The organism is Thauera sp. GDN1 (assembly GCF_029223545.1).
GTDB lineage: Bacteria > Pseudomonadota > Gammaproteobacteria > Burkholderiales > Rhodocyclaceae > Thauera.
Map to the genome: position 1 here is coordinate 2,148,672 of NZ_CP097870.1, position 21,600 is coordinate 2,170,271.

At 69.1% G+C, this 21,600-nt stretch carries 19 protein-coding genes; 4 read left to right on the plus strand and 15 right to left on the minus strand.

The genetic code is table 11. The features are described 5' to 3' along the window. Positions 1-45: 45 nt before the first annotated feature. Positions 46-1,296, minus strand: a complete 1,251-nt coding sequence (gene lplT, locus CKCBHOJB_RS09875) for a lysophospholipid transporter LplT (protein WP_281048511.1) — start codon at positions 1,294-1,296, stop codon at positions 46-48. A gap of 238 nt (positions 1,297-1,534) precedes the next feature. On the opposite strand from lplT, the gene CKCBHOJB_RS09880 reads away from it, so the two are divergent. Then, positions 1,535-2,452, plus strand: a complete 918-nt coding sequence (locus CKCBHOJB_RS09880) for a LysR family transcriptional regulator (RefSeq protein ID WP_281048512.1) — start codon at positions 1,535-1,537, stop codon at positions 2,450-2,452. A gap of 45 nt (positions 2,453-2,497) precedes the next feature. Then, the gene (gene radA, locus CKCBHOJB_RS09885) at positions 2,498-3,946 is read left to right on the plus strand and encodes a DNA repair protein RadA (RefSeq protein ID WP_281048513.1); all 1,449 of its coding nucleotides are present in this window, start codon (positions 2,498-2,500) and stop codon (positions 3,944-3,946) included. A gap of 102 nt (positions 3,947-4,048) precedes the next feature. Here the strand turns inward: radA and CKCBHOJB_RS09890 are convergent, their stop codons facing one another. From CKCBHOJB_RS09890 to CKCBHOJB_RS09925, 8 genes are all read right to left on the minus strand, one after another. Then, positions 4,049-4,483, minus strand: coding sequence for a hydrogenase maturation protease (locus CKCBHOJB_RS09890; protein WP_281048514.1), 435 nt, complete (start codon positions 4,481-4,483; stop codon positions 4,049-4,051). Continuing rightward, positions 4,480-5,946 (minus strand): Ni/Fe hydrogenase subunit alpha, encoded by a 1,467-nt coding sequence (locus tag CKCBHOJB_RS09895; RefSeq protein ID WP_281048515.1) that lies wholly within the window; start codon positions 5,944-5,946, stop codon positions 4,480-4,482. The genes CKCBHOJB_RS09890 and CKCBHOJB_RS09895 overlap by 4 nt, the downstream gene beginning before the upstream one ends. A 150-nt stretch (positions 5,947-6,096) precedes the next feature. Beyond that, a complete protein-coding gene (locus tag CKCBHOJB_RS09900) occupies positions 6,097-6,690 on the minus strand; it encodes an NADP oxidoreductase (protein ID WP_281048516.1) in 594 nt (197 codons plus the stop codon). Next, positions 6,687-7,436, minus strand: a complete 750-nt coding sequence (locus CKCBHOJB_RS09905) for a 2Fe-2S iron-sulfur cluster-binding protein (RefSeq protein WP_281048517.1) — start codon at positions 7,434-7,436, stop codon at positions 6,687-6,689. Before CKCBHOJB_RS09905 ends, CKCBHOJB_RS09900 begins: the two co-directional genes overlap by 4 nt. Further along, positions 7,433-9,292: an NAD(P)H-dependent oxidoreductase subunit E gene (locus tag CKCBHOJB_RS09910; protein WP_281048518.1), complete on the minus strand. Its 1,860-nt coding sequence runs from the start codon at positions 9,290-9,292 to the stop codon at positions 7,433-7,435. The genes CKCBHOJB_RS09905 and CKCBHOJB_RS09910 overlap by 4 nt, the downstream gene beginning before the upstream one ends. 90 nt (positions 9,293-9,382) lie before the next feature. Continuing rightward, positions 9,383-11,020 (minus strand): alpha-D-glucose phosphate-specific phosphoglucomutase, encoded by a 1,638-nt coding sequence (locus tag CKCBHOJB_RS09915; protein WP_281048519.1) that lies wholly within the window; start codon positions 11,018-11,020, stop codon positions 9,383-9,385. Between the two features lie 52 nt (positions 11,021-11,072). Continuing rightward, a complete protein-coding gene (locus tag CKCBHOJB_RS09920) occupies positions 11,073-12,083 on the minus strand; it encodes a glucokinase (protein WP_281048520.1) in 1,011 nt (336 codons plus the stop codon). Positions 12,084-12,102: 19 nt separating this feature from the next. Then, positions 12,103-12,993 carry a Sir2 family NAD-dependent protein deacetylase gene (locus CKCBHOJB_RS09925; RefSeq protein WP_281048521.1) on the minus strand — a complete coding sequence of 297 codons (891 nt, stop codon included), beginning with the start codon at positions 12,991-12,993 and terminating at the stop codon, positions 12,103-12,105. A gap of 232 nt (positions 12,994-13,225) precedes the next feature. Here CKCBHOJB_RS09925 and CKCBHOJB_RS09930 point away from each other — a divergent pair, with 232 nt between their 5' ends. Then, positions 13,226-13,783: a 3'-5' exonuclease gene (locus tag CKCBHOJB_RS09930; RefSeq protein ID WP_281048522.1), complete on the plus strand. Its 558-nt coding sequence runs from the start codon at positions 13,226-13,228 to the stop codon at positions 13,781-13,783. A 457-nt stretch (positions 13,784-14,240) separates the two neighbouring features. Here the strand turns inward: CKCBHOJB_RS09930 and CKCBHOJB_RS09935 are convergent, their stop codons facing one another. Beyond that, the gene (locus tag CKCBHOJB_RS09935; RefSeq protein WP_281048523.1) at positions 14,241-14,516 is read right to left on the minus strand and encodes an H-NS histone family protein; all 276 of its coding nucleotides are present in this window, start codon (positions 14,514-14,516) and stop codon (positions 14,241-14,243) included. Between the two features lie 402 nt (positions 14,517-14,918). Here CKCBHOJB_RS09935 and CKCBHOJB_RS09940 point away from each other — a divergent pair, with 402 nt between their 5' ends. Next, complete coding sequence (locus tag CKCBHOJB_RS09940) at positions 14,919-16,772, plus strand: M61 family metallopeptidase (RefSeq protein WP_281048524.1); 1,854 nt, start codon at positions 14,919-14,921, stop codon at positions 16,770-16,772. Between the two features lie 51 nt (positions 16,773-16,823). Here the strand turns inward: CKCBHOJB_RS09940 and CKCBHOJB_RS09945 are convergent, their stop codons facing one another. The 5 genes from CKCBHOJB_RS09945 to CKCBHOJB_RS09965 all read right to left on the minus strand — a co-directional run bounded on the left by CKCBHOJB_RS09945 (position 16,824) and on the right by CKCBHOJB_RS09965 (position 21,599). Then, a complete protein-coding gene (locus tag CKCBHOJB_RS09945; protein WP_281048525.1) occupies positions 16,824-17,405 on the minus strand; it encodes a hypothetical protein in 582 nt (193 codons plus the stop codon). A gap of 106 nt (positions 17,406-17,511) precedes the next feature. Continuing rightward, the gene (locus CKCBHOJB_RS09950; protein WP_281048526.1) at positions 17,512-19,059 is read right to left on the minus strand and encodes a DNA polymerase Y family protein; all 1,548 of its coding nucleotides are present in this window, start codon (positions 19,057-19,059) and stop codon (positions 17,512-17,514) included. A gap of 15 nt (positions 19,060-19,074) precedes the next feature. Continuing rightward, positions 19,075-19,830 (minus strand): translesion DNA synthesis-associated protein ImuA, encoded by a 756-nt coding sequence (imuA, locus tag CKCBHOJB_RS09955; RefSeq protein WP_281048527.1) that lies wholly within the window; start codon positions 19,828-19,830, stop codon positions 19,075-19,077. Positions 19,831-19,870: 40 nt separating this feature from the next. Further along, positions 19,871-20,479: a transcriptional repressor LexA gene (gene lexA / locus CKCBHOJB_RS09960; protein ID WP_281048528.1), complete on the minus strand. Its 609-nt coding sequence runs from the start codon at positions 20,477-20,479 to the stop codon at positions 19,871-19,873. 88 nt (positions 20,480-20,567) lie between these two features. Further along, positions 20,568-21,599, minus strand: a complete 1,032-nt coding sequence (locus tag CKCBHOJB_RS09965) for a zinc-dependent alcohol dehydrogenase family protein (protein WP_281048529.1) — start codon at positions 21,597-21,599, stop codon at positions 20,568-20,570. Position 21,600: the final 1 nt, after the last annotated feature.

Sequence of the window (21,600 nt, forward strand, 5' to 3'; positions counted from 1 at the left end):
CGCTCCGGCCGGAGCCCGGAGCAAAGGTCACCGCACCGGCGACGCTCAGTGCAGCCTGTCTTCGAGCAGGGCGACGTTGTCGAACTCGCGCTGGTTCTGTTCGTGGCGGCGCTTGACCAGCCACATGGTGCCGGCCACGAACAGGCCGAACATCACGATCACGATGTTGATCGACAGCCCGAGCATGATCAGCAGCGCATAGGTGCCGGTCATCACCAGGATCGACAGGTTCTCGTTGAAGTTCTGCACCGCGATCGAGTGCCCCGCACCCATCAGGATATGGCCGCGGTGCTGCAGCAGGGCGTTCATCGGCACCACGAAGAAGCCCGCCAGGCCGCCTACCAGCACCATCAGCACCATCGCGATCCAGGCTTCGGTCACGCCCACCATCGTCATCACGACCAGGCCCATCGCGATCCCGAGCGGGATCACCTTCACCGCCCGCCGCAGCGAGATGTAGCGCGCCGCGAGCACCGATCCCGTGGCCACGCCGAGCGCGACCACGCCCTGCAGCATCGAGGCCTGCGAGAGGTTCATGCCGAGGTTGTGCTCCGCCCACTTGATCACGATGAACTGCAAGGTCGCGCCCGCGCCCCAGAACAGCGTGGTGACGGCGAGCGAGATCTGGCCGAGCTTGTCGCGCCATAGCAGGCGCAGGCAATGGTTGAAGTCGTGGATCAGGTAGAGCGGATTGCTCTTCAGCGGCTTGTGGTCGACGCCGGTGTCGGGGATGTAGGCGTTGAAGATGGCCGCCACCAGGTACAGCGTGCCGATCACGAACACGGCGGCCTCGAAGGGCGTATCGACCAGCGGCAGGCCCAGTCCCATCAGCGAGGCCGTCACGTCGTTGCGGATCATGATCCCGCCCAGTACGGTGCCGACGATGATCGCCGCCACCGTGAGGCCTTCGATCCAGCCGTTGGCGACCACCAGCAGGCGGTGCGGCAGATACTCTGTGAGGATGCCGTACTTGGCGGGGGAATAGGCGGCGGCGCCAAGGCCGATCACCGCGTAGGCGAGCAGCGGATGCGTGCCCAGGAACAGCAGCAGGCAGCCGCCGATCTTGATCGTGTTGCTGATCAGCATCACCCGCCACTTCGGCATCGAGTCGGCGAAGGCGCCGACGAAGGCGGCGAGCGCGACGTACGACACCGTGAAGAACAGCTTGAGCAGGGGCTCGAATTCCGACGGGGACGCCATGTCCCGCAGCATTGCAATCGCGATGATCAACAGGGCGTTGTCGGCAAGCGCAGAGAAGAACTGCGCCGCCATGATGATGTAGAAGCCGAGCGGCATCGCGAGGGTCGGATGATGGGTGTGGAGCGCGGTTTATAACATGAAGCCGTTTGCGCCGTTATGATCTTCCTCACGGCACCGGCGAGCTTGCCGCAGGCGCGTCGTGAGGTCGTTTGCGGCAGGTTCGCGAGGGTGTGATCGGGATCGACCGGCACCCCGATGGTGCGTGGTTTCACGAAGTCCAAAAATGGGCCAGACTGTGCTTTAATTCGAAAAATAAATCGTACTTATCCACATCATGGCAGATCGCAGACTCCAGGTATTCCACGCGGTGGCGAAGCACGGGTCCTTCACCCGTGCCGCGGAACACCTCCACATGACCCAGCCGGCCGTCACCTTCCAGATCAAGCAGCTGGAAGAGCACTTCGACACCCGCCTGCTCGACCGCGGCCACGGCAAGATCACCCTGACACCCGCAGGCGAGCTGGTGCTGGCCTACGCCGAAAAGATCCTCGGTCTGTCGGCCGAGCTGGATTCCCGAGTGTCGGAGCTCACCGACGAGCTCGCCGGCCAGCTCAAGATCGGCACCAGCACCACGATCGCCGCCTACTGGCTGCCGCAGATGCTCGAGGGTTTCAAGCGCCGCTACCCGGGCGTGCTGCCGCGGGTCGTGGTGGGCAACTCCAAGCTCACCGAGGATCGCGTCGCCGCGCGCGACCTCGACATCGGCCTGATCGAGATCGCCACCGAGCAGCACACGATCGAACGCCGCTCCGCAGCGCGCGACGAACTGCTGGTGATCTGCAGCCCGGACCACCCGCTGGCGAAGTTCAAGCAGGTCACCGCCCGCGACCTCGTCGGACATCCCTTCATCGACCGCGACCCGGGCAACGGCGTCCGCCAGATCGCCGACGAGTTCTTCGAGGCCGCCGGCGTGGCCGGCAGCGAGATCACGCTGTGCGCCGAACTTGGCAGCCTGGCCGCGATCAAGCAGCTCGCTGCGGCCGGGCTCGGCTTCGCGATCGCCTCCCGGCGCGCCATCCGCCGCGACGTCGAGGAAGGCCGGCTGGTCGCCATTCCGCTGCAGCCGCGCATCTACACGCCGCTCGAAGTCATCGTTCCGCGCGACAAGTTCCGCTCGCGACTGATCACCGCCTTCGCCGACTACGCCTGCGAGGAGTTCGCGCGCATCGCCCGCGAGGAAGAAGGGGCCTGAGTCCTTGGCGTGCCTGATCGTTGATGTTGTCGGCGGGCCGCACTGATGGCCCGCAGCAAGACCGCCTTCGTGTGCACCGAATGCGGCGCACAGGCGGTGCGCTGGCAGGGCCAGTGCCCGCAGTGCCAGGCCTGGAACACCCTGGTCGAGACCGTGCTGGAGCCCGCGGCGCCGGCCGCGGGCAGCCGCTTCGCCGCGCTCGCCGGCGAGACCAGCCGCCTGCAGCCGCTGTCCGCGCTGGAACCGCGCGAGGAGCCGCGCCAGCCCACCGGTCTCGATGAGTTCGACCGCGTGCTCGGCGGCGGGCTGGTCGGCGGCGGGGTGGTGCTGATCGGCGGCGACCCGGGGATCGGAAAGTCGACGCTTTTGCTGCAGGCGCTGTCGAACCTGGCCGGCATGGTCGCAAGCGCTGGCGGCGAGCGGGCTTCACGTGCCTCGGCGCGAAGCGGTTCCGGCTCGGCGTCAGGATCGCAGGGCAGCACCGTCATCTACGTCAGCGGCGAGGAATCGGGCGAGCAGGTCGCGCTGCGTGCGCAGCGCCTGCAACTGCCGCCGTCGCCCCTGCAGATGCTCGCCGAGATCAACCTCGAACGCATCCTGCACACCCTGCGCGAGGCGCGCCCGCGGGTGGCGGTGATCGACTCGATCCAGACCGTCTATTCCGAAACCCTGCAGTCCGCCCCCGGCTCGGTGGCCCAGGTGCGCGAGTGCGCGGCCCAACTCACCCGCTTCGCCAAGCAGAGCGGCACCAGCCTGATCCTGGTCGGCCACGTCACCAAGGACGGCACGCTCGCCGGCCCGCGCGTGCTCGAGCACATCGTCGACACCGTGCTCTACTTCGAGGGCGACACCCACTCCAGCTTCCGGCTGATCCGCGCGTTCAAGAACCGTTTCGGCGCGGTCAACGAGCTCGGCGTGTTCGCGATGACCGAGCGCGGCCTGCGAGGGGTCTCCAACCCCTCGGCGATCTTCCTGTCGCAGCACTCGCAGCAGGTCGCCGGCAGCTGCGTGCTGATCACCCAGGAAGGCACCCGCCCGCTGCTGGTCGAGATCCAGGCTCTGGTCGACGCCTCGCAGAGCCCCAACCCGCGCCGGCTGTCGGTGGGTCTGGAGCAGACCCGGCTGGCGATGCTGCTGGCGGTCATGCACCGCCACGCCGGCATCGTGTGCTTCGATCAGGACGTGTTCGTCAATGCGGTGGGCGGGGTCAAGATCACCGAACCGGCAGCCGACCTCGCGATCCTGTTCGCGATCGTCTCTTCGCTGCGCGACCGCCCGCTCAAGCGCGGTCTGGCGGTATTCGGCGAAGTCGGCCTCGCCGGCGAGATCCGCCCGGCGCCGCGCGGTCAGGAGCGACTGAAGGAAGCTGCGAAGCTCGGCTTCGATACCGCCATCGTGCCGCGTGCCAATGCCCCGAAGCACCCGATCGAGGGCTTGAATGTGATTGCTGTGGAAAGAGTCGAAGAGGCGCTGGAGCAGCTGCGCTCCCTTTAGCGGAGCCCGTTACCGCGGCGCGAACTGCAGACCCTGCGTCCTTCACACGGCAAGGGCAGATCACGGCCGTGTTTTGCCCTTGCCGCCGCTCTTGACGGAGCTCTACAGCCAGTCCCTGAACCCATCCAGCGCCGCCACCAGGTTCTGGCGAGCGCTGGCGCCCGGCGGCATTCCCAGTTCCCACGCCGCGCCGCGGATCGCCAGCAGCCAGCACGGAGGAGGGGCCTCGCCTTCGACCTCGCGGTACACCTGCAGGATGGCCTGCGGCGACACCGCGTGGGTGGTGAAGCTGGCGTCGCGGGCGGGTTCGATGCGGTCGATGGCGTAGGGCGCCGGCGCATTCGCCGAGGCGTCGACGAACAGCACCCGCTCCCGCCCTTTCAGGTCCAGCGCATGCTCGACCTGAAGCTGGAAGTCGGTGAGGCATTCCACGCCGGGCAGATTCATGGCCTCGACGGCCTCGACGAACAGGGGCCCCAGCGCGTCGTCGCCGCGGCTGGGGTTTCCCCAGCCGAAGACCAGCACCGGCGCGGTCACGCCTTGTACTTCCGGTCCAGCTCCGTGCCTTCTGCATCCACCAGGGTGACCTCGAGCGGCATCTTGCCGAGCGCGTGGGTGGCGCAGGACAGGCAGGGGTCGTAGGCGCGGATGGCGATCTCGATGTGGTTGAGCAGGCCCTCGGTGATCTGCTGGCCGTCGAGGTACTTCTTCGCCACCTCGCGCACCGCGGTGTTCATCGCCTGGTTGTTATTGGTGGTGGAGACGATCAGGTTGGCCATGGTGACGAGGTCGTCGTCGCCCACCTGATAGTGATGGAAGAGGGTGCCGCGCGGCGCCTCGATGACGCCGACGCCCTCGCGCCGGCGCTCGCCGGTGCTCATCAGTTCGGGGCCGGAGAGGTCGTCGTCCTGCAGCAGTTCCTTGATGGTCTCGGCGGCGAACAGCATCTCGATCATGCGCGCCCAGTGGTAGGCGAGCGTGGCATGCAAAGGCTTGCCGCCCGCGTAGGCGACGAGCTCGCGGCGCTCGTGCTCGGCAAACGGCGTCGGGATGCTGTCGCAGTTCTGCACGCGGGCGAGCGGGCCGACCTTGTACCAGCCTTGCTCCGGCCCCATGGCCGTGAAATACGGGAACTTCATGTAGCTCCAGGGCTTGACCTCCTCGGTGATCAGGCGGTCGTAGGTCTGGTAATCGACCTGGTCGAACAGGATCCTGCCGTCGGCGTCCCTGGCGCGCAGCACGCCGTGGTAGAGGTCGAGGCTGCCGTCGGGCGCGACCATGCCCATGAAGTTGGAGCGGAAAGTGCCGAATTGGTCGTAGAGCGCGGGGTTCTGCTGGTGCAGCTCCTTGATGATCTGCACCGCCTCGCGGCTCCAGGCGATCATCTGGTAGGCGTCTTTCAGCAGGTCCTTGCGTTCCTCGATGCTCAGGGCGCGATTGACGCCGCCGGGTACCGCACCGGTGCCATGTACCCGCTTGCCGGCGGTCAGGCGGATGACCTCCTGGCCGTACTTGCGCAGCAGGATGCCCTTCTTCGCGATCTCGGGATATTTCTCCGCCACGCCGACGATGTTGCGCCGGCCGACCTCGGAGTCGAAACCGAACAGCAGGTCGGGCGAGGACAGGTGGAAGAAGTGCAGCGCGTGCGACTGCAGGATCTGGCCGTAGTGCATCAGGCGGCGCATCTTGTCCGCGGTCGGGGTCACCTTGGCAGCGCCGACGATGAGGTCGAGCGCCTTGCTCGCGGCGAGGTGGTGCGAGACCGGGCAGATGCCGCACAGGCGCTGGACCATGACCGGCACTTCCCAGTACGGCCGGCCCTGGATGAAGCGCTCGAAGCCGCGGAACTCGACGATATGCAGGCGCACCTGATGCACCTTGTTGTCCTCGTCGAGCAGGATGGTGACCTTGCCGTGACCCTCGACGCGCGACACGGGGTCGATGGCGACGCGGCGCAGGTTCTCGCTGGCGACGGTGGCGGTTTCGAGTTCGAAGCTCATGGCATGTGTCCTTCGCGTACGTGAGTACGGGATGCGGCGGGGGCAAGGGACTGGATGGCTTGGGCGGTGAAGATCGCGGCTACCGCCGCTCCCACAGTCAGGCACAGCGGCAGCTCGGTGGGAGCGGCGGCAGCCGCGATCCCCCTGGCCTCAGTCATAGTGCAGCAGCCCATGGCCCAGGGCTGGCTCCTTGCCCTCGATCAACTGGGTCAGGAAGGCCCAGATGGCGTCGCCCGAGGGCGGGCATCCGGGGAGGAAGTAGTCGATCTTCACCACCTCGTGCACCGGATGGACCTGGTTGAGCGGCAGCGGCAGCTCGGGATCGTCGGGGATCGCACTGCCCTCGGCGAGGCCGTGGCCGGTGCGGTACACCTGCTGCAGGATGTCGGCCAGCTCGAGGTGGTTGCGCTGTGCCGGCAGGCCGCCGTTGACCGCGCACGCGCCGAGCGCGATCAGCACCTTGCAGTTGGCGCGGAACTCGCGCAGCACGTGCACGTTCTCGGCGTTGCACACGCCGCCCTCGATCAGGCCGATGTCGCAGGGGCCGCAGTGCTTGATGTCGGTGAGCGGCGAGCGGTCGAACTCGACGAGCTCGAGCAGGGGCAGCAGGCGCTCGTCGATGTCGAGGAAGGACATGTGGCAGCCGAAGCAGCCGGCCAGCGACACGGTCGCGACCTTGAGCTTGCGCGGCGGGGCTGCAGGGCTCGCGTGCGGCGAATCCTTGAGGTTCTGCTGATCCATCATCCGGCCTCCTTCTCGCGCAGCGCGGTCTTGTCCGCCGCATCCTCGCGCTCGCCTTCCGTGCCTGCTGCGCTGATCGGCTTCAGGTCGTAGGTGCGCCGTCCGATCGGCACCGCGAAGCCCACACGCTTCTTCAGGATCACCCCGACCGGGCACACCTCGGCCGCGCGGTCGGTGGCGGCGAAGTCGGTGTCGGCCAGCTGTCCGCTCTCGCTATTGACGATCAGGTGCGACTTCGTGCCGCGCCCGGCGAGTGCGAACACGTTCTTGCCGTCCACGTCGCGGCTGGCGCGCACGCACAGCTCGCACATGATGCAGCGGTTGAATTCGAGCAGCACGTCCGGATGCGAGGCGTCGACCGGGCGGTCCGGGTAGAAGTGGTCGAAATGCGGCGTCAGCATGCCCATCTCGTAGGCGGTGGCCTGCAGCGCGCAGTCGCCGCTCTTCTCGCACGAGGGGCAGAAGTGGTTGCCTTCGACGAACAACAGCTGCAGCAGCGTGCGGCGCTTGGCGTCGAGTTCTTCCGTGCGGTTCTCCACCTCCTGGCCGGCCGAGGCACGTACCGTGCAGGCGGTGGCGAAGCGGCCGCCGATCTTGACCGTGCACAGCTTGCACGAACCGTGCGCGGCGAAGTCCGGATGCCAGCACAGGTGCGGGATGTACTTGCCCGCGGCGGTGGCGGCCTGCATCACGGTCTGGCCGGGCGTGAAGGGGATGTCCTCGCCATCGAGCAGGAATGAATCGTTCATGGCTGCAGATCCTTTGCCGAGGCGGGCTCGGCGGAGGCGGGGTTGCCCTGCCCATGCGCGCGCTCCGCGGCCAGCGCTTCGCGGTTGTCGCCGAGGTGGGCGCCGGCATCGTCGCGCCCGGTCATGCGGCGCGCCTGGGTCAGCGCCGCGTCGAGATCGAAGGCCGGCTCGTACTCGGGCGAATGCAGGCGGCGCTCGAAGGCCGGGCGGAACTTGGCGAGGATGTCCTCGAGCGCGATCGTCGCCGTGTTGCCCAGGCCGCAGTGGCTGGCGCCCTGCATCAGGCGGTGCATCCTCGCCATCTCCTCGAGGTCGTAAGGCGAGCCGCGGTCGGCGGCGAGCTTGTCCATCAGGCGTGCATTGACCGCGGTACCGACGCGGCATGGCGTGCAGAAACCGCAGCTCTCGTGGGCGAAGAAATGCAGGAAGTTGCGCGCGACCTCGAACATGTCGCGGGAGTGGTCGAAGACCATGATCGAACCGCCGGTGGCGACGTCCTCGAAGGCGATGCGGCGATCGAACTCGTCGGCCGCCAGGCAATGGCCGGCCGCACCGGCGCTGGTCACGGCCTGCGTGTCGCGCGCGCCGGCTGCCTCGAGCACCTCGGCGACGGTGACGCCGAAGGGGAATTCGTAGATGCCGGGGCGCTCCACGTCGCCCGACACCGACAGCAGCTTGGTCCCGGTCGAGGCCGGGGTGCCGATGGCGCGGAACCATTCGCCGCCATGCACGGCGATCAGCGCCGCGAGCGCGAGCGTCTCGACGTTGTTCACCGTGCTCGGCTGGCCCCGGTAGCCGTTGGTGACCGGGAAGGGCGGACGGATGCGCGGCTTGCCGGGCTTGCCCTCGAGCGACTCGATCAGCGCCGACTCCTCGCCGCAGATGTAGGCGCCGGCACCGAGGTGGATCTCGATGTCGAAGGAGAACCCGCGGCCGAGGATGTTGCGCCCGAGCAGGCCCTGTTCGCGGCGCTGGGCAAGACGGGTTTCCAGGCGGTCGAGCAGGTAGCGGTATTCGCCGCGCAGGTAGATGAAGCCCTTGTTGGCGCCGATCGCCATGCCGGCGATGCACATGCCGTCGACCACCAGGTCGAAGTGGCTCGCGAGCAGCACGCGGTCCTTGAAGGTGCCGGGCTCGCCCTCGTCGGCGTTGCAGATGACGTAGTGCGCGTCGCCCCAGGCATCGCGGCAGGAGCGCCACTTGATGTCGCTGCCGAAGCCCGCACCGCCGCGGCCGCGCAGGCCGGAGCGTTCGATCTCCCCCAGCAGCCCGGTCGGGCCGCGATCGAGAGCGGCCGCGAGCGCGTTGCCCGGCGCCAGGCCGTGGTCGAGCAGCACGTCGCGGCGGCGGATGTTGTCATCGACATGGAACCACTCCGGCGGCCAGTCACCCACCGGCACGCGGCGGCGGATCAGGTGCGCCATCTCGTCGATGCGCGCGGGCGTCAGGCGAGTGATCGTGCGCCCGTTGGCCAGCGCCGCCGGCCCCTGGTCGCACATGCCGGTACAGGAGGTGGTGTCGACGCTCACCAGGCCGTCTTCCGAGACCTTGCCCGGCTCCAGCCACAGCTTGTCGCACAGCGACTTCATCAGCGCCTGGTTGCCCAGCATGCGGTCGGTGATGTTGTCGGAGAACAGGATGCGGAATTCGCCCGCCGGGCGGGTGTGCAGGAAGCTGTAGAAGCTCGCCGTGCTCTCGACGCGCGCGCGTGGCACGCCGAGCGCATCGGCGATCGCGCTCAGCGTGGCCGGCGCCAGCCAGGCTTCACGAGCCTGCACTTCGATGAGGATCTGCAGGAGTTGCAGCGGATCCCGGCGGTGTCGTGCAAGGATGCGTTCCAGTTCTGGTGTGGCCACGGGCGGCTCCCGATCGTTGCCTGCGGAGATGCCGCCATTATGACCCCATCCCCTGTGTGGGTGTCATGACAGGCGCCACACCGACTGGACTCAGGTCACCACGGTGGCCGCCTCCATGCCGCTGTGGCGGCGGATGCCGGCGATCTCGTCGGCGATGCGGATCAGTTCGCCCAGCGCCCGCTGCACCGGCTGGTCGTGGCGGACGGGGTCGGCCTCGTAGCGTTCGAGATAGACGCGCAGCGTGGCGCCCTCGGTGCCGGTGCCGGACAGGCGGAAGACGATGCGGCTGCCGTCGGCGAACAGCAGGCGAATGCCCTGACGGGTGCTGACCGAGCCGTCGACCGGGTCGGTGTAGGCGAAGTCGTCGGCTGCCTCGATACGCAGCCCGGCGCCGCAGTCGCGGCCGACGAGCGCGGGCAGGCTCGCGCGCAGCGCGGCCATCAACGCGTCGGCGCGCTCTGTGGGGATGCCCTCCCAGTCGTGGCGCGAGTAATAGTGGCGGCCGAAGCGCGCCCAGTGCGCGCGCACCAGCTCTTCCACCGAGCGCCCGGTGACTGCGAGCAGGTCGAGCCAGAACAGCACCGCCCACAGTCCGTCCTTCTCGCGCACGTGGCTGGAGCCGGTGCCGTAGCTCTCCTCGCCGCACAGCGTGGCCTGGCCGGCGTCGAGCAGGTTGCCGAAGAACTTCCAGCCGGTGGGCGTCTCGTGGCAGGGGATGCCGAGCGCGGCGGCGACCTTGTCGGCAGCGCGCGAGGTCGGCATCGAGCGCGCGATGCCGGCCAGCCCGGCGCGATAGCCGGGCACCAGGGTGGCATGCTCGGCGAGCACCGCCAGGCTGTCGGACGGCGTGACCACGAAATCGCGGCCGAGGATCATGTTGCGGTCGGCGTCGCCGTCCGAGGCGGCGCCGAAGTCGGGCGCGCCGGCGCCGGCCATGGCCGCCATCAGCTCGGCGGCGTGCGCCGGGTTGGGGTCGGGATGGTGGCCGCCGAAGTCCTCCAGCGGCTCGCCGTTGACCACGGTACCCACGGGCGCGCCGAGCATCCCCTCCAGGATCGCCCGCGCGTAGGGACCGCTCACCGCGCTCATCGCGTCGAAGCGCATGCGGTGGCCGGCGGCGAACCACGCGCGCATGGCGTCGAAGTCGAAGAGCTGCTGCATCAGCTCCGCGTAGTCGGCGACCGGGTCGATCACCTCCACCGTCATGCCCCCCAACGTGCGTGTGCCCGGGGTGTCGAAGTCGATGTCCTCGCCTTCGTCCTCGATGCGGTACTCGGCGATCTCCTGGCTGCGCGCGTACATCGCCTCGGTAAGCTTCTCCGGGGCGGGGCCGCCGTTGGCGGCGTTGTACTTGATGCCGAAGTCGCCGTCAGGACCGCCCGGGTTGTGGCTGGCCGACAGGATGATGCCGCCGAAGGCGCCGCGGCGGCGGATCACCGCGCTCACCGCCGGCGTGGACAGCAGCCCGCCGCGGCCCACCAGCACCCTGGCGAAACCGTTGGCGGCCGCCATGCGCAGGATGGTGCGCACCGCAGCGCGGTTGTGGAAGCGCCCGTCGCCGCCCAGCACCAGGGTCTGGCCCTCGTGGCCGGGCAGGGTGTCGAACACCGCCTGCACGAAGTTCTCGAGGTAGTGCGGCTGCTGGAAGACGGTGACCTTCTTGCGCAGGCCGGAAGTGCCGGGGCGCTGGCCAGGAATGGGGCGGGTGGTGACGGTCTGGATGCTCATGGTGTGCTGGCCTCGGCGGGAGGCGTCGGGATCCGGAATCAAGGATGGAGTGCTACGGGAGCGTGGCGCAGGCGGTATAGCCGATCTCGAAGCCGACGTCGAGTGCCGCCGATGCGCCGAGGAGCCCGGCATGCGGCGAACGGATCACCCAGGTCGGGATCTGCGCGAGATAGGGCTGGAAGCGGCCTTTCGCCTCGAAGCGGACACGGAAGGCGGAGTGCGCGAAGAACTCACCCAGGCGCGGCACGACCCCGCCGCCGATGTAGATCCCGCCGCGCGCGCCCAGGGTCAGGGCGAGATCGCCGGCGACGGTGCCGAGCAGGGCACAGAACATCGACAGCGCATCCATGCAGTACCGGCAGGCGGCAGCCTGGCCGCGCGCGCCGACTTCCTCGGCCGACAGGGGGACGGCCGGGGCGCCGTCGAGCGCGCGCAGCGCGTCATGGAGCGCGACCAGGCCGGGTCCGGAGAGCACCCGTTCGGCCGACACGTGGCCGTGGCGCATGGCCAGCCAGGCGACCACCTGTGCCTCGCGCGCCGTGCATGCGGGCAGGCTCACATGGCCGCCTTCGCCCTGCAGCGGCACCGGACCGCCGGGTGCCGGAACCAGGCCGGAAATGCCCAGCCCGGTGCCCGGACCGAGCAGGCCGATGGGCGCACCGGGCCGCGCCTCGCCGCCACCGACACGTTCGAGCACGTCCTCGGACAAGCCGGGCAGGGCCAGGGCGAGGGCGGTGAAGTCGTTGATCACGCGCAGGCATTGCAGCCCGAGCGTCGCACGCAGCGCCTCGACCGAGAACCGCCAGCACTGATTGGTCATCGCCACCGCGTCGCCGCCCACCGGGGTGGCGATGCCGAACGCGGCCACTGCCGGCAGGGCGGCGCCGGTGTCCGCAAGCCAGGCCCGCACGGCCTCTGCCGGCCCGTCGAAGCCTGCGCAGGGCAGGCTGCGCAGGGCGAGCAGCTCGCCTCCCGGCCGCTCGATGAGCGCGAAACGCGCGTTGGTGCCGCCGATGTCGGCGATCAGGCGTGGATAGGCTGCGGAGCAGAGGGGTGGGCGCATCACCATGCTGGAACCTGACTCAGCGCGAGGGCGGATGCGGAAGGGGCGCGGTTCCGTCCAGCGTCGAAGAAGCTTCGCCGACGAGCGCCTCGCGAATCGCCGTCAGGCCTTCAAGCGCGCCGCAACGCAGGTGCAGGACATCCGGTCCGGACGCAGCTTCCGCCTCCGGGTTGATGCGGATCATGCGCCCGCCGCTGCGCTCGGCGAACTGGCGTACGGTGATGACGTGCCGTCCGGCGCCGAGCTCGATCGTCAGCGGCCTGCATCCGCGATCCAGACGCCAGGCCTCGAAACGCGCGAGCTGGTCGGCCGTCCTGCTGCCCAGCCAGTGCCAGTCGTCGAACATCAGGATGTTGGGGCGGGCGATCCCGCCGCAGTGCGGGCAGCGCGGCGCGGCGTTGAGCAGCCTGCACGCCTCGCGATCGACCTCCGGTTCGAAGCCGTCGGCGGACCAGATCGCCCGCCGGCAGTCTTGCAGGCACTGCAGGTGATGGATGGATCCGTGGATCTCGACCACGCCCTGGTGATCGAACCCCGCCTTCTGGAAGTGGCCATCGACGTTGGAGGTGAACACGAAGACCCCACCGGGAAGCGCGTCGCCGAGCGCGCGCAGGATGCCGAAACCCGGATGCGGTGCCGTGCGGCGATAAAGCGCAAGGCGGTGACCGTAGAATCCCCAGGCCAGCATCGGATCGCGCTCGAACGCCGCCGGATTCGCGATCTCCTCGAACGCCAGGCCGGCGCGCCCCAGTGCCGGATAGGCGCGCCAGAAACCCTCGCGGCCGCGGAAATCCGGCAAGCCCGAATCCACGCCCATGCCGGCGCCCGCGGCGACGAGCAAGGCGTCGGCGTCACGAATCCAGCGCGCGGCCTGGTGGGCGAGCGCGGGGAGCAGGGCAGTTTGGGTCAAGGCGTGGCTCGTGAGCGAAGGATGATGGGCTGAACCGGACGCATGTACGTTACCGGGATGACCGGGGTCGGTGCAATGTGCGGATCGAGGCCCGGCCTGGCGGCCCTTCAGCGGACCATGGGCGCCGATCAGATCGATGCGATCCTGAGGCAGCGATTAATATTCGTGTCGGGATGGTGAAGACGGTGGCCGCATGGGGCGGCTGCGTGACGGGATGGGGAGTGTGTGGAACATGGAAGTTGTTGCCGTCATCGACTTCGAGACCACGGGGCTCTCGCCCGCACAGGGTGATCGGGCGACCGAGATCGCGGCGGTGATCGTGGAAGGCGGGCGGGTGGTGGATCGGTACCAGAGCCTGATGAACGCCGGCGTGCGCGTCCCGGCGTACATCGAGGCATTGACCGGCATCTCCAACGCCATGATCCGCAGCGCACCGCCGGCGGGCGAAGTGATGCGCGAGGTGTCCGACTTCATCGGTGACATCCCGATCGTCGCCCATAACGCGGCATTCGACGCGAAATTCTGGGATGCCGAGCTCGCCCGCATCCAGCGCTCGCGGACGCAGGATTTCGTTTGCTCGCTGCTGCTGTCGCGACGGCTTTTCCCGCTTGCGCCCAGCCACAGGCTCGGCGCGCTGGTCGAGTACGCACGCCTGCCCGTCGCCGGGCGTTACCACCGCGCGCTGGCCGACGCCGAGATGGCCGCGAGCTTGCTGGTGCGCCTGGAGGAAGAACTGCGGCTGCACCACCAGGTGCACGAGGTGTCGGTCGACCTGCTGCGGCGGATCTAGCGCGCGCCGAAGGGGCAATTGCAGAAGCTGCTTGCGCGGACGGTCGGTACATGATGCGGCGCCGCGGACGAAAGTGGGCATGTGTCCGGGAGGACAGCGGACACTTCGCCGAACCGCTAGAGGCGATGCACCGGGCGCGGGAATGGGCTTTGCTGATCTTTCTTCTTTTTGCCCTTTTGCCTGGTGGAGCGGCCTGGTTTCTGCCGGTGCCGGATTAATGGCTCAGGCCACTTCGGTCTTGCGGGAAAGCCTCGCGGTAAACCTCATTGCGTGAAATACCCCGGAGGGAATCGCTTCCTCAACCAGAAGCACGGGATGCCGTGTTATCCACCTCTCTCCGGGTCAAGGCTTGTGCCGCTTATTCGAGCCCATCCGGGAGAAGATTCGCGAAGCACACGTGAAAATGCCCGGATGCGTTTGCTCGCATCCGGGCATTTTCTTTCGGGCCGGCTTTCTTTCAGATCGCGAAATCTTCGCGGTTCCTGCCGTCCAGCCAGCGCGGCGCACGGCCACGACCGGTCCAGGTTTCACCTGTTTCGGGGTTGCGGTATTTGGCTGCGACGGATTTCCCGAAGGCTTTCGGCTTGCCGAAGAGCTCGTCGGCGGCAAGATCGTAGGTCTCGATCAGAGTCCGCGCGCTGCGGAGCGCGTCCTCGCGTTCGGCTTTCTTGATCTGGGCGATCTGCTGTTCAAGGGCTTCTTTTTGAGCGAGGAGTTCTTGAAGTGTGGTCATCGATGTCTCGTGGTGTCCGAACAAAAAAGACCCCGGTAATGGAGTCGCGTAAAAGAATAACATCCCGAGACGGTAATCGCTGGAAAATCCCCATGAGGAAACTCCAGCTCCACATTGAATAATTATCCCGCGTTTCAATCGGGGGGCTTGATCCGAGAAAGACGCGGCTAAACCTGGCGCCAATGTGGATGCGCTGCGCGAGATTGACGCTCATCCGGCAGATGGGGGGCCGGCGCGCGACCACAATGATCTGGTCGGTTCGCACCGGACCCGTGCGGCGCTATAGTTCGGCTTCCCTTTTTCCCTGCCCTGGCCCGGGCGGCTTCTGCGCATCATCGCCATCGGCGGGATCGGCGGGGCCTGCCGGATGGGCCGGACGCTTCATCGTTCGTGAGCAAGCCGATGTCCGCACGCCTCGTTTCTACCGCCCAAGCCAGTCTCCCGGTCGGGAGCCCCCGGTCGAGAAAACCGCCGCCCGTCGAGTACCGGATCCGTCCGGCCAATCCGGGTGCGCACCTGTTCGAGGTGAGCTGCATCGTGCACGAGCCCGATCCACAGGGGCAGGTGCTCAGCCTGCCGGCCTGGATCCCGGGCAGCTACATGATCCGCGAGTTCGCGCGCAACATCGTCCGCTTGTCCGCGCAGGCCGATGGCGAGCCCTGCGCGGTGGAAAAGCTCGACAAGCACACCTGGCGCGCAAAATCCCGGCCCGGCACCAAGACCTTGGCGCTGCATTACGAGGTTTATGCCTGGGACTTGTCGGTGCGCTCGGCGCACCTGGACACCACGCACGGCTTCTTCAACGGCACCAGCGTGTTCCTCGCGGTGGCCGGACGTACCGAGGAGCCCTGCATCGTCACCATCGACAAGCCCGACGCCGACGCGTGCCGGCACTGGAAGCTGATCACCGCGCTGCCGCCAGAACACGGCCGTCCCGGCGAGTCCTGCCGTTTCGGACGCTTTCGCGCCGCCGACTACGACGAGCTCATCGACCACCCGGTGGAAATGGGCGACTTCACCGTTGCGCGCTTCGAGGCCGCGGGCGTGCCGCACGACATCGCGCTGACCGGCCGCCACGACTGCGACCTCGATCGCCTGTGCGCCGACCTCGCGCGCATCTGCGAATGGCAGATCGGCCTCTTCGGCAAGCCCGCCCCGGTCGACTATTACGCCTTCCTGACCATGGTCGTCGGCGACGGCTACGGCGGACTCGAGCATCGCGCCTCGACCGCCCTGATCTGCAGCCGTGGCGACCTGCCGTGGAAGGGCATGGAGGGACTGCCCGAAGCCTACAGGACCTTCCTCGGCCTGTGCAGCCACGAGTACTTCCACACCTGGAACGTCAAGCGCATCAAGCCGGCCGCTTTCACCCCCTACGACCTCGGCCGCGAAAATCACACCCGCCTGCTGTGGGCCTTCGAAGGCTTCACCTCCTACTACGACGACCTGGCCCTGGTGCGCAGCGGGGTGATCGGGGTGGACGAATACCTAGAACTGCTCGCCAAGACGATCTCGAACGTGATGCGCGGCAGCGGGCGCCTCAAGCAGAGCGTGGCGGAGTCCTCCTTCGACGCGTGGACGAAGTACTACCGCCAGGACGAGAACGCGCCCAATGCCATCGTCAGCTACTACGCCAAGGGGGCGCTGATCGCACTGGCGCTCGATCTGCAGCTGCGTGCGGGCAGCGCGGGGCGTACCAGCCTGGACGACGTGATGCGCCTGCTGTGGCAGCGCCATGGCCTGACCGGCGTCGGCGTACCCGAGGACGGGATCTACGCCGCGGTGCGCGAAGTCGGCGGCGACGGTCTCGGCGCCCGGCTGGCGCGCTGGCTGGAGCGCGCGGTCGAGGGCCGCGACGATCTTCCGCTCGCTCGCCTGCTCGAGGCCGTGGCGGTGACGCTGGAAGCCGCGGCGGCGAGCACGAGCCCGGTGCTCGGCTGGAAACTCGGCGGCAACGGCGAGGCCAAGGTGCTCAACGTCTACGACGGCGGGCCGGCGCAGGCGGCGGGGGTGTCGGCAGGCGACGTGGTGGTGGCCTTGGACGGGCTGAAGGTGGCGGGGGCGAAGGCGATGGACGACATGCTGGCCAGGCGGCGTGCGGGCGATGAGCTCACCCTGCACGTTTTCCGGCGCGATGAGCTGATGAGCTTCCGTCTCGCGCCCGCCGCCGCGCCCGCGGACAAGTTCAGCCTCAAGCGCGCGGAGCGTGCGCGGCCGGAAGCGCTCGAGCTGCGCAAGGGCTGGCTCGGCGCCTGAGGGGGCTCTGGCGGGCGGTGAGCCCGCGCCGGAGGCGCCCCACGGGGCGCTTCATTCCGCGTCCGCGCTGCGCGGAAAGAGCTTGCCTCGCCAGTAGCGCCAGGCGAGGAAGGCGAACAGCCCGCCCATGATCAGCCAGAAGCCCACGCCCTGCCAGAAGGCGATCGGATCGGTGGCGAGGAAATAATCGCGGGGCGGGCGCACGAAGTGGATGCGTCCGCTCGCGAGCGCCTGGCCGATCATGGCGAAGGCGGCGAGGGCGGGCGTGAACCAGACCAGCAGGCCTGCGCCGACGATCACGCGGTCGAGCAGCGGGGAAGGCTTGCTGCGCGGTTTGTACACGCTGTCCACCCCGAACCAGATCGCAAGCAGGAGGCCGATGGCCGCGGCCAGCGGGCCGATCGCCATCGCCCCGCCGAGCAGGGTGGCGGCGGCCATGAAGGCGATGCCCTCCATGCGCACGATCTCCGGCCACAGGCGCTCGAGTTGCGAGAACAGCAGCCAGGATGCGGGCAGGGCGACGAGGCCGACCAGGAGGCTGAACAGGGCCTTGCGGCGGGCGCGGTCGCCGGGCGAAAGGGCCTGCGGACCGGAGGAAAGGTTAGCGGGCTGTGATGAGGCAGTCTGGGGCATCGGGCGCGGGCAGCACGGATGCTGCGGTCTTCCTTGTCTGGAGGTTGATCAGGGCGCGAGTGTACTACGTCGCTTGCGGGCTGCCGGCGCCTTCGCCGGCGATGCCTCAGCCGAAATAGCCATGGACGAACCAGTTCTCCGGTGCGTCCAGCGCATGGAAGACCCAGCACAGGGCCTGGTGCTCGTCGTGCGCGAGATAGTAGTCGCGCCGCACTGCACGACCGTCCCACCAGCCGGTTTCGATCCGTTCGGCCTCGCCGATCAGGGACAGGCGAGCCGGCGAGACCGCTCTGGGTTCGGGCAGCAGCCACAGTGGGCGCGGGCCTTCGACGAGATCGGCGGAGTTTCTGGCGCGCTCGGGGTATCGCGGACGAGAGGTCGGGCGGCTCGACCCGGCGCCGGCTTCGCAGACCATCCACGCGGCCTCGGGACGATGGTCGGCCTGCGCGGAAAGCCGATAGACCCCCTCGTTACCCAGCCGTGCCTGCAGGCGTGCGAGCAGCAAGGCGGCATCCGCGCGGGCGGCCGGATCGCCGAAGAGGTCCGTGCTGCGGGGCGCGGCGGGGACCGACTGCGCGGCCTGCACCCGCAGGGCGCCGACCTCGGCGGCCAGCCGTATCGCCGCGAGGCGCTCGCGCGCGATCAGCATGAACCGGGCCTCGTCCTGGCTGGGTTCGCCGAACACTAGCGTCAGCGCGGTGTGGGGCGGGGAGGCGTGTTCAAGCACCAGGGTGCACAGATCCACCGCGGCATGACGGGCCTGCAGCCAGGCCGCCAGGCTGGCGAACAGGCGGCGGGCGGCGAAGAGCAGGGCGTCGGCATGAGCGGTGGGTACGGGGAGCACGAGGCCGTGATCGAAACGGGGCGGCGCCACGAACCAGGGCCGGGGATCGGCGATGTCGCCGCAGGCGCGGGCCAGCGTGCGGCCGGCGGCCTGGGCCTGGCGGCGGGCGAGGCCGGCGGCCGGCAGGCGGCGGACCTCGCCCAGCGTGCGCAGCCCGAGGCCGGCGAGCAGTTCCAGCGTGGGCGCATCGCAACTGCCGTCGTCGCCCAGCAGTTCCAGCGGCAGGTGGTCGATCATCGTCTGCCAGTCACGTTGTGGAAGGGCGCCGGGGGCAGCGGAAGGCGCGGTCGGCTGCCAGCGGGCGGGCGGCGTGTCGCCGGACTCTTCATGCGCCTCGCTTCCGGCATCCATGCCCAGCCCGGCGCGGGCGAACCAGCGTGCCGCCAGCGGGGTGGGCGCGCAGGCGGTGCGGGCTGCGAAGCCCAGTTCATCCAGACCGTCCCGCACCGCCCGTTCGATCCGCTCGGCGCCGCCGAACAGGCGCAGGCAGGAGGAAATCTCCAGCAGCACCGCATCGGGGGGAGACAGGCTGATGCGCGGGCTGAAGCGCCCCGCCCAGATGGCGATTTCGGCGAGGGCTTCGGCCTCACGATCCGGGTCGCGCGTCCTCAGTTGCAACTCGGGCAGCAGGGCGAGCGCGCTGGCGCCGCGTTGCCCGCAATGGACGCCGGCCGCCTCGGCATCGGGGGTTGCCGCGAGGACCGTCGCCCGTGGCGGCGGGGCGATGATCGCAAGTGGCGCAGGGGCCTGCGCGCCGCGGGTGAAGACCTGCAGCGCCAGGACCGGGAGATGGATGGCGAGCCAGAGCATGGCGGCAATGTGGCGTCAGCGTGTCCGGTCGCCGACAACGCCAAGCATGCCGACGACGCCCTGCGGATTCCCGGCTTCGGACAGCGTCTGTTCCCCTGCGCGCACGTCGAGCAGCAGGGGGCGTGCTGCCGGCGGGCCGCGCCGCTTCAGGATGCGCACCTCGAGCTGTGCGCTGCGCGCGCTGAGCATCAGGCGCAATGGCGCGGGCGAGGGCTGGCCCGCGACCGCGTCGGGGCGGAACAGGAAGAGCGGCGTGGCGCTCTCCTCGGCCGCAAGCTGCAGGCGGCGCAGGCCGGTGTTGTCGATCCGCGGCATCCAGGCCAGGACGGCCGAACAGCTGCCCGAGACGGCAGCCTGGCGCGCGGCCCACAGCAGGGCGTGCGGATGCTCGGGACGCACGATGAGCAGGCGGGCCAGCGGCACGCCGGCGCGGGCCAGCGCCGGGGCATAGGGCAGCAGCGGCGGTGCCAGCCAGACGATCCATTGCTCGGGGGGAGTGCGCCCGAGCAATGGCAGCAGCAGCGACAGTTCGCCCACCCCGGGGCGTTCGAGCAGCAGTTCGATCAGGGCGCCGGCCGGCCAGCCGCCACCGGGCAGTTCCGCGTCGAGTGCGCTGAAGCCGGTCGGCAGCACTGCGCCCGGACGCTGCGCGAAACGGTCGGCCTGCCATATGCGGCCGGCGGGCAGGCCGGCCAGGAAAGAGTGCCGAGGGTCGATGTCGGGCGTGTCATGCCGGACATCGTCGGCGATGCGGAGCGCGGAGGTGGCCATGAGGAAGCGGCATGAGCCGGTGGCCCGGGCGACGGTGCGCTCAGTGGTCCTTGCGGATCAGGCCGACCATCACGCCCTCGATCACCACCGGGGCGCGCCGGGTGTCGACGACGATGGGTTCGTAATCGGGGTTGGCCGGCAGCAGCTCGACCACCGTGCCCTTGCGCTGCAGGGTCTTCACGGTGACGTCGTCGTCGATGCGGGCGACCACGATCTGGCCGTTGCGCGCCTCGGTGCTGCGATGCACCGCGATCAGGTCGCCGTCGAGGATGCCGGCGTCGCGCATGCTCATGCCGCGCACCCGCAGCAGGTAGTCTGCCCTGGGCGAGAACAGCGCGGGGTCGAGCTGGTAGCGTGCCTCGACGTGTTCGGCGGCGAGGATCGGGCTGCCCGCGGCGACGCGGCCGACCAGCGGCAGGCCGAGCGCCTCGGCCAGGCGGATGCCGCGCGCGCGGCCTTCCTCGAGCAGGATCGCGCCCTTGGCGGCGAGCGCGCGCAGATGGGTTTCGGCGGCGTTCGGCGAGCGGAAGCCGAACGCGGTGCACACCTCGGCGCGCGTCGGCGGGCGGCCTTCGGATTCGACGGTGGCGCGGATGAAGTCGAGGATTTCCTGCTGGCGTGCGGTAAGGGATTCGCTACGGGCGCTCATGACGGCCTCCATGGGATGGCTGTAATTTTAAACAGTTATTCGTCGAGAGCAAGCACCCGTGCCCGGCAGGAGCGGTTTGGTGACCTCCTCAGGGCAGCAGCACCGCGGCGCCCTGCAGTGCGCCGCGGCGCAGGCGTTCGAGGGCGTCGTTGGCCGCCTCGAGGGCGAAGCGGGTGACTTCGGTACGCACCGGCACCTTCGGCGCGAGGGCGAGGAATTCCTCGCCGTCCCGGCGGGTCAGGTTGGCGACCGAGACGATGCGGCGCTCGCCCCACAGGATGCTGTACGGAAAGCTCGGGATGTCGCTCATGTGGATCCCCGCGCATACCACCGTGCCGCCCTTTGCGGTGGCGCGCAGCGCGGCGGGGACGAGCTCGCCGGCGGGCGCGAAGATCAGCGCCGCTTCAAGCGCTTGGGGCGGGCATTCGTCGCCCGCGCCCACCCAGCACGCGCCGAGCTGGCGGGCGAAGGCCTGGCTCTCGGCATCCCCCTTGCGGGTGAAGGCATGGACCTCGCGTCCCTGCCATGCGGCGACCTGGGCGATGATGTGGGCGGCGGCGCCGAAACCGTAGAGTCCGATCCTGCGCGCATCGCCCGCCATCGCCAGCGCGCGGTAACCGATCAGCCCGGCGCACAGCAGCGGCGCGGCTTCGGCGGCGTCCAGCGCCTCGGCCATTGGGAAGCAGTAGCGCGCATCGGCCACCGTGTATTGCGCATAGCCGCCGTGGATCTGGTAGCCGGTGAAGCGCGCGCTGTCGCACAGGTTCTCGCGATGGCTGGCGCAGAAACCGCAGTGGCCGCAGGTCCAGCCCAGCCAGGGGACGCCCATGCGCTGACCGTGTCTGACGCCGTTCACGCCCGGGCCGACGTCGACCACCCGACCGACGATCTCGTGTCCGGGAATCATCGGCAGCACCGGATCGGGCAACTCGCCGTCGACGAGGTGGAGATCGGTGCGGCACACGCCGCAGGCTTCGACCCGCAGCAGGACCTGGCCTGCGGCCGGACGGGGGACGGGCAGCTCGCGCAGTTGCAGGGGGGTGCCGGGGCGCTCGAGCACCATGGCGCGCATGGTGGCGGGGTGTGCGTGCTGCTGCGGGGGGTGAAGGGGCCTGGTCATG